We start from the raw sequence: 12,597 nt of genomic DNA, 5'->3' as shown, positions 1-12,597 counted from the left end.
ACACCTTGTACGGATTTTGGGCCTTAACTGCGTCGCCCAATCAGTTGCAGGAACTCGAGACGCGTAGCGGATGACTCGCGAAAGGCCCCCAGCATCACTGAGGTCGTCATCACAGAGTTTTGCTTTTCCACGCCCCGCATCATCATGCACATGTGCTTTGCCTCAATGACCACGGCCACGCCGGCCGCATCGGTGATGTGATGGATGGCATCAGCAATTTGTTTTGTGAGGTTTTCCTGGATCTGTAAGCGGCGGGCGAACATATCGACGACTCGGGCGACCTTTGATAGACCCAGTACCCTTCCTGTGGGGATGTACGCGACATGAGCCTTGCCGATGAAGGGCAGCAGGTGATGCTCACACAATGAATACAGCTCGATATCGCGCACGATGACCATTTCATCGTTTTGCGATTCGAACAGGGCACCGTTGGTCACGTCTTCCAGACTCATCGTGTAACCGTTGCAAAGGTATTGCATCGCTTTGGCTGCGCGCTTGGGCGTGTCCAGCAGTCCTTCACGCTCAGGGTTCTCGCCTACGGCGACGAGAATTTCACGGTAATGCTTGGCTATTGATGGGTTCATTTAGACTCCTCGCAGCCATGCTGCGCTTCATGTGGCGGCAATCCTTGGCAGTAGGAAAGTGCCTGCTGCGCACCAGAAAACACGTTGTGCACCCGATCAGCTATGACCCAGTTTCTTCGTCGGGCCAATGTCAAAGCGAAGCGTTCTAGGGCTGCTTTGTTTTCAACGTGGGCCGCTCGTCTGGTGCGGGTTTTGACTCCGGCACCCCACAACGGTCATCCACACAGCTACGGCGGCCATCAGGGTGAGGAAGCCATGCCAAATGGGGCCGTAAGCGGCAGAAGAAGCGATAACCTAAAGCAAGCAGCGGTCGGATGGCACGCCATGTCAATGGCGCAGCCCAAAACCCCAGGCCTGCGGCTCGCCAGCTCCACAAGGTGGCGTCCAGACCGGTTACCCAGCGGCCATCGGCGAAACGGGCGTGCAGCGAGGACTGCATTTGCTCGAAAGTGAACCCAAGTGCCTTGGCGTCGAACGCACCGCTGCTGATGTCAATAAAAAGCAGTCGACTCTCTGTGGCGTGTCGATTCAGGATCTTGATTTCACGCGCACACAGTGGACATTGACCGTCGAAGTACAGCGTCAGTGGCCAATCCTTTTTATTGTACATTTCTAGCGGCCTTGTATAGGTTTTGTACAAGATATGCTGAAAGAAAAGGACTGACAATGGGCACGATTCATTTGGCTGTTACGCTCAAACTGGAAGAGCGGCTGGTGTTCATTCGAAGGCTGCACTTTTCCCCGAGCATTTTGAGCAGGTTCGTCAATGGGAGTCCGGAATTTGCACATCAGGTCAAGGCGCAATTGCCAGGCTAGATGGACAGCATTGAAACCGCGCTCAGGAGCCTGGCGCTCATGTGCTACGTGTAATGTGCGATACCGTAAATCCGCCGGGCTTCATGAATCGCCTTGGTGAATCCCCCCGAAAATCAGGGCTTGCTGCAGTTGGTGCCGGTCATTAACCGCAACGACGACGACCACCGGGCCAAACACCTCGTGCTTAAGTAACTCGTCATTGTTGATCAGTAGCTCAGCGTCGGCTTCGAATAGCTGTGGATGAGCCTGGCTGCCTTCTTGATGATGGCCTGCTCGATGGTGAATTTGACCAATTCCATACTGATCCACCGCAAATGGCGTCTGCCTCTGCCCTAATCTTGAATACTCAGTGCTTGCCAGCTGAACCTCCCTCGACAAGATCAACGACCCTATATTGCTTGGGCGGTTATGTTCGGCATTGAAAGAGGGAGGCTTCGGCTTGAGAAAAAGGGCTTATGTCCAATGCGGTCGTGAATGATTTCATCCCGCAGCGGATCAGCGTCGTCCGGTCCGGGTGCTCACGTCTATCCATACGGCCAGCACCAAAATGCTGCCTTTGACGATCATCTGCCAGTAACTGTCGACGTCAAGCATGGACATGCCGTTGTCCAGGCTAGTAATGACCAGCGCGCCGAGGAGGGCACCGTAGACCGTACCGGAGCCCCCGCGCATGGAGGTGCCACCGATAAAGCACGCAGCGATGGCGTCGAGTTCGCCCATGCTGCCGGCCGAGGGCGAGCCGGCGGCGAGGCGCGCCGTGTTCACCACGCCGGCGAGCGCGCACATTACGCCCATGATGCCGAAAATCCAGAGCTTCACGGCTTGCACATTGATACCGGACAGGCGCGTTGCTTCCATGTTGCTGCCCACGGAATAGACGCGTCGACCGAATACGGTCTGACTGGTCACGTAGCTGAACACACCCAGCAGAATCAGCAGAAGCAGAACCGGCACGGGGATGCCGTCATAGCTGTTGAGCGTTTGGACGAATCCGGCCAGCACTGCACCGATCAACAGCACTCGAAAAACGTCACGCGCCAGTGAATGTGGCGCCAGACCATGAAGCGCGCGATTGCGCCGTTGTTTCCAGGTCAGGAACAGCGTCAATGCGAACAGCAGAACGCCCAGGGCCATGCCCATCGTGTGTGGCAAATAACCCTGGCCAATGTAGACAAACTCCGGCGACACCGGGGCGATGGTCGTGCCGCCGGTAATCCCCAGTAAAATGCCGCGAAAAGCCAGCATGCCCCCAGCCCCACGATGAAAGACGGGATGCGCAGGTACGCAGCCATGTAGCCGTTGGCAAGACCGATCAGCAGTCCGCACAGGGCGACAAGGCTGAGATTCGCCAGCAGCGGTATGTGGTAGATCACGTCGAGGATGGCCGCCACCCCACCGAGCAAGCCCAGCAATGAGCCGACCGACAAATCGATCTCGCCACTGATGATGACCAGCACCATGCCGCAGGCAAGAATCCCGGTGATGGACATCTGTCGCAGCAGATTGGACAGGTTGCGCGGTGTTAGAAATCCGCCCTCGGTCTGCCAGCTGAAGAACATCCAAATCATTGCCACGGCAACCAGCAGCGCGAGCATTTTGTAGCGGGTAAAAAGTTGTTTGACCTGATTCATTTACGCGGGTATCCGATCATTATTGTTATAGCCACCAGATTGACTGAGTGCGGCGGCGAGCACCTGTTCCTGGGTGAGTTCGCGGTTGATGAAGTCGCCACGCAACTGCCCCTCGCCGATGACCAATACTCGGTCGGACACACCTAGCACCTCGGCCAGCTCCGAGGAAACCATGATGATCGACACGCCTTCGGCCGCCAGCGCTCCCATCAACTTGTAGATTTCGTACTTGGCGCCGACATCCACACCCCGGGTGGGCTCATCGAGGATCAGGACCCGGGGTTTGGTCAGCAGCATCTTCGCCAACACGGCTTTTTGCTGATTGCCGCCGGAGAGACTGGTAATCGGCAGGAACGGGCTCGCGGTATTGAGGTGCAAGCGCGATATTTCCCGATCGATGCAACCCAGCTCGGCTTCGGCATCAATGCGGGTCAGTTTCGAGTAACCGTCCAGCACGGCCAGGGTGATGTTCTGGCCGACGCCCAGGTCTGGAATGATGCCTTGGCGCTTGCGGTCCTCGGGTACCAGGCACAGGCCGGCTCGGATTGACTTGAGCGGCGTGCGGGTGTCGATGGGTTGGCCGTCCAGCCAGACCTCGCCTTCATGGCGGCCGGGGTAGGCGCCAAACAGCGCGGTCACCAGTTCTGTACGGCCTGCGCCGACCAGACCGGCGATTCCGAGGATTTCCCCACGTTTGAGAACGAACGAAATATCGTCGACCCGTTTGCGTTTGGGGCTATCGACGTCGTAGCACGTGATGTGGCGGGCCTCGAAAATCACGTCGCCGATGTCGTGCGGCTCGGTAGGGTAGAGGTTGCTCATTTCCCGTCCGACCATCTGGGTGATGATCTGCGCAATGTCCATGTCCGCCATGGCGGTCGTGGCGATGTGCTTGCCGTCACGGATCACTGAAATGGTGTCGCACACGGCGGCTACTTCGTCGAGCTTGTGGGAGATGTAGACGCAGGCAACACCCTTGGCCTTGAGGTCGCGGATGATGTCCAGCAACACTTCGATTTCTGAGCGGGTCAGGGCCGATGAAGGCTCGTCGAGGATCAGCAGGCGCGCTTGCTTGTTCAGTGCCTTGGCAATTTCCACCAGTTGCTGATAGCCGCCGCCGTACTGCGAAACGGGTAGCGACACGTTCATGTCCGGCACTTTCAGTTCACGCATCAAGGCTTCGGCACGGTGGATCATCGCCGGGTAATTCATGCGCCCACCGGGCAGCGTCAGTTCATGGCCCATGAAAATGTTCTCGGCCACCGACAGGTCGGGAACCAGCGTCAGTTCCTGGTGAATGATGACGATACCGGCGGCTTCGGTTTCGCTGATGGATTGGGCCTTGAGCGGTTGACCATCCCAGAGAATTTCGCCGTCCCAAGTGCCATGGGGGTAGACCGCCGAAAGGATTTTCATCAGTGTGGACTTGCCGGCGCCGTTCTCGCCGCACAGTCCAACGCACTCACCCGGCCTGACTTTGATGTCGATGCCATTGAGCGCTTTGACACCGCCGAAGGTTTTGACGATACCGTTCATTTGCAGCAGATAATCGGGCATGGCAGAGACTCATGAGCGTGAGGTATGTGGCTGACACTGCAGGAACCAGGGGCTGGCCGGGCTCCCGCAGCGGGCCGTTGAGACGTTACGCTCTGCTGTTCATTTCCCGGCAATCTGTGCCTTGGTGTAGAACCCGTCCTGCTCCAGCAGGTCAATGTTGTCCTTGGTCAACGGGGTTGGCGTGAGCAGGATGGTGTCCACTTTTTTGCTGCCATTGTCGTACTGCGAGCTATAGGCGGGTTTCTCGTTACGCGCCAGTTGTACCGAGAGTTTGGCGGCTTCGGAGGCGATGAGTTTCAGCGGCTTATACACGGTCATGGTTTGAGTGCCATCGATCACTCGCTTGACCGCTGCAAGGTCCGCGTCTTGCCCAGAAATCGGCACCTTGCCAGCCAGTTGCTGAGACGCCAATGCCTGTATGGCGCCGCCTGCCGTGGCGTCGTTGGAGGCAACGATGCCATCGATTTTGTTGTCGTTGCGGGTCAAGGCGTTTTCAACAATGCTCAGCGCTTCGGTCGGGCTCCATTCCTTCACCCATTGTTGGCCAACAATCTTGATGTCCCCCTTGTCGATGGCCGGTTGCAGCACTTTCATCTGCCCTTCGCGCAGCACTTTTGCGTTGTTGTCGGTGGGCGCGCCACCCAGCAGAAAGTAATTGCCCTTGGGCGCTGCGTGCAGCACGCCGCTGGCCTGCATTTCGCCGACCTTTTCGTTGTCGAATGAAATGTACGCGTCGATATCGGCGTTGAGAATCAGGCGGTCATAGGACACAACCTTGATTCCGGCCTTCTTCGCTTCGGCGACGGCGTTGGTCAGGACGGTGGCATTGAACGGCACGATGACGATCACATCGACGCCGCGGGAAATGAGGTTTTCGATTTGCGAGATCTGCTTTTGCTCGTTGCCATCGGCCGATTGCACGAAGACCTTGGCGTCCATTTTATCTGCTGCCGCGACAAAGTAATCGCGGTCCCGTGACCAGCGCTCCAGCCGCAGATCATCAATGGAGAAACCGATTTTCGGGTGGGCGGCATCGGCCATCACCGGCAACGACAGCAGAGCCAAGGCGCCGGCCAATAGCGTGCGTTTTACGTTCTTCATGGTGGTGCGTCCTTTTATTGTTGTTGGAAAGACACTGCCTGATGATGAGTATCGGGCTGGTAGGACTGTAGAGAGTCGGCAGGCGTTGCGGACACAGATTTGTCGCGTAAATGTCACAGCCCCGCTGCCGGCTGACTTCGCTGGCGATCAGCGATAGATGAACCGGTTGACGACGTTCTCGAGCATCTCCTGCCTGCCGCTGACGGCTTGCGGGTTCAGCTCGTTAGCGAATGCATGTTCGGCCAGTGACTGGAGGTTGAAGTCACCCGTCAGCACCGCCTGCCCGAACGGCTGCTGCCAGCCGGAGTAGCGTTGATCCTTGAGTTGCTGCAGTCGGTCGTTCTGAACCATGGCGGCTGCCCGTTCCAGAGACAGGGCAAGAACGTCCATTGCACCGATATGGCCATGGAACAGATCAATCTCATCGAGGCTCTGGCGGCGGACCTTGGAGTCGAAGTTGAATCCGCCATTCATGAACCCGCCGGCCTTGAGAATTTCATAGGTCACCAGGGTCATTTCTTCGACGCTGTTGGGGAACTGATCGGTGTCCCAACCGTTTTGCGGATCACCGCGGTTGGCGTCGATGCTGCCGAAAATCCCCAGCGAGACGGCCGTCGCAATCTCGTGATGAAAGCTATGGCCTGCCAGGGTTGCGTGGTTGGCCTCGATGTTGACTTTGATTTCCTTTTCCAGACCGAACTGCTGGAGAAAGCCGAAAACGGTCGCGCTGTCGTAATCGTATTGGTGCTTGGTCGGTTCCTGCGGCTTGGGTTCGATCAGCAGGTCGCCTTTGAAGCCGATCTTGTGCTTGTGCTCGACCACCATGCGCATGAAGCGGCCCAGTTGTTCGCGTTCACGTTTCAGATCGGTATTGAGCAAGGTTTCGTAACCTTCGCGACCGCCCCACAACACGTAATTGGAGCCTTTCAGGCGTTGGGTGGCGTTCATGGCGCTGAACACCTGGGCGGCGGCGCAGGCAAACACTTCGGGGTCCGGATTGCTGGCGGCACCGGCGGCAAAGCGTGGGTTGCTGAAACAGTTGGCGGTTCCCCACAGCAGCTTGATTGCGCTGTCTTCCTGATGTCGCTCCAGGTGATCAACCATTTGCGCGAAGTGGTTGCGGTACTCCTTCAGCGAATTGCCCTCCGGGGCGACATCCGTGTCGTGGAAGCAGTAATAGTCGATACCCAGTTTGGAGAAAAACTCGAACGCGGCGGCCGCCTTGTCAATGGCCACCTCCATCGGGTCGCCGGTGTGTTGCCACGGGCGCTTGAAGGTTGCTGCACCGAACACATCGGACCCTGGCCAGACGAAGGTGTGCCAATAACAGGCAGCCATGCGCAGGTGTTCACGCATGGGTTTGCCGAGGATGACTTTGTCGGCGTCGTAGTGTCGGAAGGCGAGAGGCGAGTTGCTGTCAGGGCCTTCGTAGCGAATCTGGTCGACGTTGGGGAAGTACGGCATCAGGCAAATGTCCTTGTTGTTCTTGGCGGTGTCCCGATACTAGCAACGGCCTCGTTACCGCTGATTACGAAAATCATCAACACAGGGTGCGATTTTGAGTATTGAGATTCGTCGACCGCACGCCTAGTCTGTGCCAATCGCCGTCCAGGACGGCTTGCCTCCAGACCATAATAAAAACAATGAAAACCGTACCTCCCGTGCACCGCATTGCGCTGCTGTTCAACGGCAGCAAGATCTATGACCGCGGCATCATCAGCGGCATCGGCAATTACCTGAGCAGCACCCGTGCCTCTTGGGACCTTTTTCTGGAGGAGGATTTTCTCTGTCGCCTGAAAGGCATCGAACGATGGCAGGGGGATGGGATCATTGCCGACTTCGACGATCCGCTGATCGGTGAGGCGTTGGCCGGCATCGCGTTACCCGTGGTGGCGGTGGGCGGTTCTTACGAGGATGAGCGCGCCTATCCGAAAGGTATCCCGTATGTGGCCACCGATAACGACGCCTTGATTACCCTTGCCTACAAGCACTTGATCGAGGCAGGGCTGACACGTTTTGCCTGCTTCAGCCTGCCGGAAGCGCAGGCCAACCGTTGGGCGCAGGAACGGGAAAAATCCTTTCGACGATTGATGCAACGCGATGGTCTGCACGCTGAGGTCTATCGGGGCATGGGCACCAGCGCGCCACTCTGGGACAGCGCCGTCGAGCAGCAGATCGACTGGCTACAGAGCCTGCCCAAACCCATTGGTATCATCGCCGTCAGTGACGCCCGCGCCCGGCAGCTGCTGCAAGCCTGCCTGACCGCCGGAATCGCCGTCCCGGAGCAGGTGGCACTGATTGGCATCGACAACGACCCGTTGACCCGCTGCTTGACCCGGGTCCCCCTGAGTTCGGTCATCCAGGGCACCGAAACCATGGGGCGCACCGCTGCGCGATTGCTGCACCAGATGCTGCACGGCATGCCCTCCACCGGCATGCACATCCTGATACCCCCGGATGCGATCAACGTGCAGGTCTCGAGTTTGCACCAACCCTTGGGCAACCCATATGTCATGCAAGCCCTGCTGTTCATTCGCCAATATGCCTGCCAGGGCATCAAGTCCGCGCAAGTGGCGGCCTACGTGGGGGTGTCTCGCTCATCGCTGGAATCGCACTTTCGCGATGTGCGAGGCTGCAGCGTCCACGACGAGATCCTGGGTTTCAAACTGGCAGCCGCCACCAACGGGCTGGAGAACACTGATTCAGCCATCGCCGACATCGCGCGCAATTGCGGCTTCAAATCGGCGCAGTACCTGCACACCGTTTTTCGCCGCGAGTTGGGGTGCACGCCCCGGGAATACCAGCAGGGCGCCAGATAGCGACGCGAGGCGTGTTTGGTCAATTGCTGTGGGTTGCGACTGCGACCGTCAATTGCCTCCCTTTCTTTGCAAGGTCGACGATACCGCCGCCCGCTGTCAGTGTTCTCATTGCCTTATCCGAGTGGCGCTGTGACCGGAGCGATCACTCCATGCGCCGCGAGGATGAGATCGGCTGCTCGCTCGCCAATGACGACGCAAGGAGCCATGGTGTTGCCAACGGTGATTCGCGGCATGATCGAGGCATCGGCGATCCGCAGTTTCTCGATGCCATACACGCGGAGTTGATGGTCGACCACCGACATCGCATCTCGGCCCATTTTCGCGGTGCAGGACTGGTGCCAGTAGGACACTGCAGAATTGCGCATGAACTGCTCCATGGCGCGGTGATCTTTTGGCCCGGGGACCACCTCGCGCTTTACCAACCCATTGAAGGCTTCGCTGTTGCCGATTGCCCGGCAGAGGTCGATCGACGCAAACGCCGACGCAATGTCCTCGGGTGCGCTCAGCGAGTTCGGTTCAATCAGCGGTGCATCCAATGGCCCGGCGCCCGATAGGCGCACGCGCCCTCGACTGACAGGCCTGGCCAGCCCTGCGAACGTCGTCCAACCCTGTTGCGGCGGCAGGATACCCACTTCAGCCGGGGAGGGCACCGCAAATTCAAGCTGACAGTGCAGCAGGTCTGGGGCGTCCAGGCGACTGTCGCTTTTCCAGTACACAGTGGTTTCACAACCACCGCCGCCCACAGCTTGGGGTCGCAAGTATTCCCAGGTACAGGCAAAGGCAATATGGTCCTGAAGATTCTGACCCACGCCGGGAAGGTGACTGATCGGAACGATGCCATGGGTGCGCAGTTCGCGCTCCGGGCCGATTCCTGACTGCATGAGCACCTTGGGCGTATTCACCGCGCCCAGGGACAAGACGACTTCGGCTTCGGCATAGAAGCAGTGGCGTTGCCCTTCGATTATCACTTCGACACCGACCGCCCGTGAGCCGTCAAGAAGAACACGGGCCACCAATGCGCCGGTGAGAACCGTCAGATTCGGTTGGTTCAGCAGTGGCCGGATATAGGAATCGTAAACGGACTCGCGCCTGCCCTGATTGATGCGCAGATCGGTGATCGCGGCCCCGCCCGGGCCTTCCATCATCGCGCCGTTGGGACTGTCATATCGGGGAATACCGAGACGGCTGGCCGCTTCCAGTATTGCCTTGGCGAGGGGCTGAGGCGTAGCTGGCTGCTCGACATGCACGGGGCCACCAGAACCCCGCCGTGCGGCATCCGGGCTGCCGTGCCAGTTCTCGATCCTCCGGTAATAATCCAGTACCGAATCGTATCCCCAGGCAGCGTCGCCGGACTCGGCAGCGAAGTGATCCCAGTCCGATCGATGCCCGCGTGCCCAGACCATCACGTTGATGCTGGATCCACCCCCGAGCCCCTTGCCCATGTTCAAGGAAAGACGACGACCGTTGAGGTGGGGATTGGCTTGTCCTTCGAATGCCCAGTCGCGCTCCGAACCGAGGTTCAGCGGCCACTGCGCGGGTTCTACAACCTCTGGGCCGTTGTATTCGCTGCCTGCTTCAATCAATAACACGCGTGCGTTGGACTGTTGGGCAAGGCGGGCAGCAACCACGCAGCCCGCCGTGCCTGCGCCACACACGATGAAGTCGTAGTTGCGCTCACTCAGATGATTCATGCGTCCGTTCCGTATCGATGCAGCGGTTGAGTTCTGGGTTATTAGTGGCGCCGCACGCAGCAATCACTGCTCGCCGACTTTTTTCACTGCCTCGAGAATCACCTTGGCCACTTCGGCTGGCTGCGACTGCTGGGGGACATGGCTGGTGCGCAGCTCCGCCAGGGTGGCGCCGATACGCTTGGCGGCAGAGCGCTGGACATCGGGATGGATCATCCGGTCCTCGGTGGCGAGCAGATACCACGACGGTTTGGTCTTCCAGGCCGAAACGGTCGTTTTATCCTCGAACGCGGAGGCTTTGATGGGGCCTTGCGTCGCGGTCATCACGGCGGTCTGCGTCGCAGGGAGGTCCTGGGCGAAGTCCTTGGCCATACCTTCTGGCGTCAAGTAGAGGAAACCGTTGCCGTCAGCCTTGATCTGGCTGATGCCCGGAGGCGTGGGCGCGCCTTTTCCTTGCTCGCCGCTTGTTTGACCGGCATCAGGCGCAAAGGCGGCGACGTACACCAGGGCGCGGACTTTTTCGTCGCTGCCGGCCTGAGTAATCACGGTGCCGCCCCAGGAGTGACCGACCAGAACGACCGGGCCTGGCTGATTGTTCAAGGTTCTTTGCGTCGCGGCGACGTCATCGGCAAGCGAGGTGAGCGGGTTTTGCACGACCGAAACTGCAACCCCTTTGGCCTGAAGAAGCGGCACGACCTTGGCCCAATCGGAGCCGTCGGCGAATGCGCCGTGTACGATGACCACCGAAGGCGTTGTATCTTTGGCCTGACTGACACCCGCGACCAATGTGCTTGCAAGGGCAAAGGCGACGGTGGCGGCTTTCGATCTGAATGTTTTCATTGCATCAGCTCCTGTGTGGGAGCTCAAATTCTGCTGACTGGCCTGCTTCGTGGGCATCGGTCATTTATCCGACCCAAGGCATTTTTTCATGGATAGCGCGTTGCACCTGGACATCTCATTGAGCGGAGCGTTGCGGGCGATCGGCCAGGTCGGGGACCTCAGCATGGGACAGCCTCTCGGGCATTCCCGACGCGTTGCCGCACTGGCGCGGAGGTTGGCGCAGGCCGCACACGGCGAGGGCGAGCATCAGAGGGTAGCGGAGCAGGTCGCCTTGCTGCGCTGGTCAGGTTGCACCGCCAACGCCGAAGGGTTTGCAAATCTGCTGGGTGATGACGTCGATGGCCGCCGTGCGATGCTCGATCTGACCCTGAGCAAAGAGAAGATGAACGCGGTACACCAGGCGATTCCGCTTGCCGTGGTGCACTGCGAGGTCTCTGGCGAAGTCGCGAGAACCCTCGAACTGGGTGCCGCTGTCGAGGCCGGCTTGTGCGGCGTATTCGAAACCTACGATGGGACTGGCCGACCGCTGGGCTTGACCCATGAACACATTCCGGAGGTCGCCTATCAGGTGGTGCTTGCAGGTGATCTGGATATTCTCAGTCGAGCACATGGCCTCGACGCGGCGCTGCGCTGGATTCGCGACCAGTCGGATCGACGCTATCCCGCCTCCCTCGCGTCGTTGCTCATGGATAACGCCAGGGAGTGGCTGGCAGACCTGGAAGGCCTCTCGCAACACCCGGCCGACGCGCAGGCCGAACGTTCGGTCTCGCTGACATTAGTGGGGGACGTGATTGACTTGAAGCTACCCTGGCTGGCGGGGCACTCGCGACGGGTGGCGCATGTCGCGATGGAGGCTGCACGTTCTTGGGGCTAGGTGAACCCTCCCTGACTGCGATCGGCAAGGCAGCGCTCGTTTACGGTCTCGGCCGGGCAGCCGTTTCCAACCAGCTCTGGAATACCGCCGGGGCGCTTTCTTATAGCGCCGTGGAGCGGGTGCACCTCGTCCCCTACTGGACGCAGCAGGCGCTGAGGCCTATCAGTGAGCTGGCCGTGTCTGCGGAGATTGCAGCCCATGCTTACGAACGGCTGAATGGCAGTGGTTATTTTCGAGGCGTGATGGGTGATGCACTGTGTGCCGAGCATCGACTGTTCGCCACCTCCGTGGCCTGGGTCGCACTAAGGGAAGCCCGGCCATGGAGGACGGCCTATGGCGAATCGGAGGCGGCCAGTCTGCTCGCACAGGATGCCGCCGGTGGCTTGTTCGACAAGGATGTTTGTGACGCGGTTATCGCCGCTGCCCGTGGCGAGCGTCGGACTCATCAGCCGAAGGGCTCGTTACTCACCGCACGCGAGTGTGACGTGCTCTTGGAAATCAGCCGCGGCGCTAGTAACAAGCAGGTGGCGCGACTGCTGGACATCAGTCCGAGCACTGTTCGCACCCACATGGAAAGCATATTTCGCAAATTGGAATGCTCGACCCGAGCCGCCGCGACCCTGAAAGGATTGACGCTGGGTTTGATCGCCTGATGCCGAGTAGCGCCAGGTTAATCAGTGTGTGAGG

At 59.1% G+C, this 12,597-nt stretch carries 8 protein-coding genes and 3 pseudogenes; 2 read left to right on the top strand and 9 right to left on the bottom strand.

The window, feature by feature from the left end; genetic code table 11:
* Positions 1 to 23: 23 nt before the first annotated feature.
* The 7 genes and pseudogenes from folE to xylA form a co-directional block, all read right to left on the bottom strand.
* On the bottom strand, positions 24 to 584 hold the full coding sequence (gene folE, locus HP062_RS06585) for a GTP cyclohydrolase I FolE (RefSeq protein ID WP_010460809.1): 561 nt from the start codon (positions 582 to 584) through the stop codon (positions 24 to 26).
* Between the two features lie 145 nt (positions 585 to 729).
* Positions 730 to 1,194 carry a thiol-disulfide oxidoreductase DCC family protein gene (locus tag HP062_RS06580; protein WP_172791101.1) on the bottom strand — a complete coding sequence of 155 codons (465 nt, stop codon included), beginning with the start codon at positions 1,192 to 1,194 and terminating at the stop codon, positions 730 to 732.
* Positions 1,195 to 1,514: 320 nt separating this feature from the next.
* Positions 1,515 to 1,685, bottom strand: a pseudogene (locus HP062_RS30970) (aldehyde dehydrogenase (NADP(+))); the annotation flags it as partial.
* A 210-nt stretch (positions 1,686 to 1,895) separates the two neighbouring features.
* Positions 1,896 to 3,031 (bottom strand): annotated as a pseudogene (locus tag HP062_RS06575) (sugar ABC transporter permease).
* Positions 3,032 to 4,588: a D-xylose ABC transporter ATP-binding protein gene (xylG, locus tag HP062_RS06570; protein WP_010460802.1), complete on the bottom strand. Its 1,557-nt coding sequence runs from the start codon at positions 4,586 to 4,588 to the stop codon at positions 3,032 to 3,034. It abuts the pseudogene before it with no gap.
* A gap of 99 nt (positions 4,589 to 4,687) precedes the next feature.
* Positions 4,688 to 5,689, bottom strand: a complete 1,002-nt coding sequence (xylF, locus tag HP062_RS06565; protein WP_010460800.1) for a D-xylose ABC transporter substrate-binding protein — start codon at positions 5,687 to 5,689, stop codon at positions 4,688 to 4,690.
* Between the two features lie 147 nt (positions 5,690 to 5,836).
* Positions 5,837 to 7,153 carry a xylose isomerase gene (gene xylA / locus HP062_RS06560; protein WP_154504885.1) on the bottom strand — a complete coding sequence of 439 codons (1,317 nt, stop codon included), beginning with the start codon at positions 7,151 to 7,153 and terminating at the stop codon, positions 5,837 to 5,839.
* A 179-nt stretch (positions 7,154 to 7,332) separates the two neighbouring features.
* Here xylA and HP062_RS06555 point away from each other — a divergent pair, with 179 nt between their 5' ends.
* The gene (locus HP062_RS06555) at positions 7,333 to 8,508 is read left to right on the top strand and encodes a DNA-binding transcriptional regulator (RefSeq protein ID WP_172791100.1); all 1,176 of its coding nucleotides are present in this window, start codon (positions 7,333 to 7,335) and stop codon (positions 8,506 to 8,508) included.
* Between the two features lie 113 nt (positions 8,509 to 8,621).
* On the opposite strand, the gene HP062_RS06550 is transcribed toward HP062_RS06555, so the two are convergent.
* Together HP062_RS06550 and HP062_RS06545 are read right to left on the bottom strand one after the other, a co-directional pair.
* Positions 8,622 to 10,199, bottom strand: coding sequence for a GMC family oxidoreductase (locus HP062_RS06550; RefSeq protein WP_145307849.1), 1,578 nt, complete (start codon positions 10,197 to 10,199; stop codon positions 8,622 to 8,624).
* Between the two features lie 63 nt (positions 10,200 to 10,262).
* The gene (locus HP062_RS06545; protein ID WP_077747721.1) at positions 10,263 to 11,036 is read right to left on the bottom strand and encodes an alpha/beta hydrolase; all 774 of its coding nucleotides are present in this window, start codon (positions 11,034 to 11,036) and stop codon (positions 10,263 to 10,265) included.
* 88 nt (positions 11,037 to 11,124) lie between these two features.
* On the opposite strand from HP062_RS06545, the pseudogene HP062_RS06540 reads away from it, so the two are divergent.
* Positions 11,125 to 12,563: pseudogene (locus tag HP062_RS06540) on the top strand (HD domain-containing phosphohydrolase).
* Positions 12,564 to 12,597: the final 34 nt, after the last annotated feature.

The sequence above is a fragment of the Pseudomonas sp. B14-6 genome, from assembly GCF_013260315.1.
Classification (GTDB): domain Bacteria; phylum Pseudomonadota; class Gammaproteobacteria; order Pseudomonadales; family Pseudomonadaceae; genus Aquipseudomonas; species Aquipseudomonas mandelii.
The sequence above is the reverse complement of the archived record's forward strand: the minus strand, read 5'-3'. Positions and strand labels throughout refer to the sequence as shown.

Bases quoted from the DNA above. Each gene is read 5' to 3' on its own strand.
- HP062_RS06580 (WP_172791101.1), bottom strand. From the start codon at position 1,194: ATGTACAATAAAAAGGATTGGCCACTGACGCTGTACTTCGACGGTCAA.
- xylA (WP_154504885.1), bottom strand. From the start codon at position 7,153: ATGCCGTACTTCCCCAACGTCGACCAGATTCGCTACGAAGGCCCTGAC.
- HP062_RS06555 (WP_172791100.1), top strand. From the start codon at position 7,333: ATGAAAACCGTACCTCCCGTGCACCGCATTGCGCTGCTGTTCAACGGC.
- xylF (WP_010460800.1), bottom strand. From the start codon at position 5,689: ATGAAGAACGTAAAACGCACGCTATTGGCCGGCGCCTTGGCTCTGCTG.
- HP062_RS06550 (WP_145307849.1), bottom strand. From the start codon at position 10,199: ATGAATCATCTGAGTGAGCGCAACTACGACTTCATCGTGTGTGGCGCA.
- folE (WP_010460809.1), bottom strand. From the start codon at position 584: ATGAACCCATCAATAGCCAAGCATTACCGTGAAATTCTCGTCGCCGTA.
- HP062_RS06545 (WP_077747721.1), bottom strand. From the start codon at position 11,036: ATGAAAACATTCAGATCGAAAGCCGCCACCGTCGCCTTTGCCCTTGCA.
- xylG (WP_010460802.1), bottom strand. From the start codon at position 4,588: ATGCCCGATTATCTGCTGCAAATGAACGGTATCGTCAAAACCTTCGGC.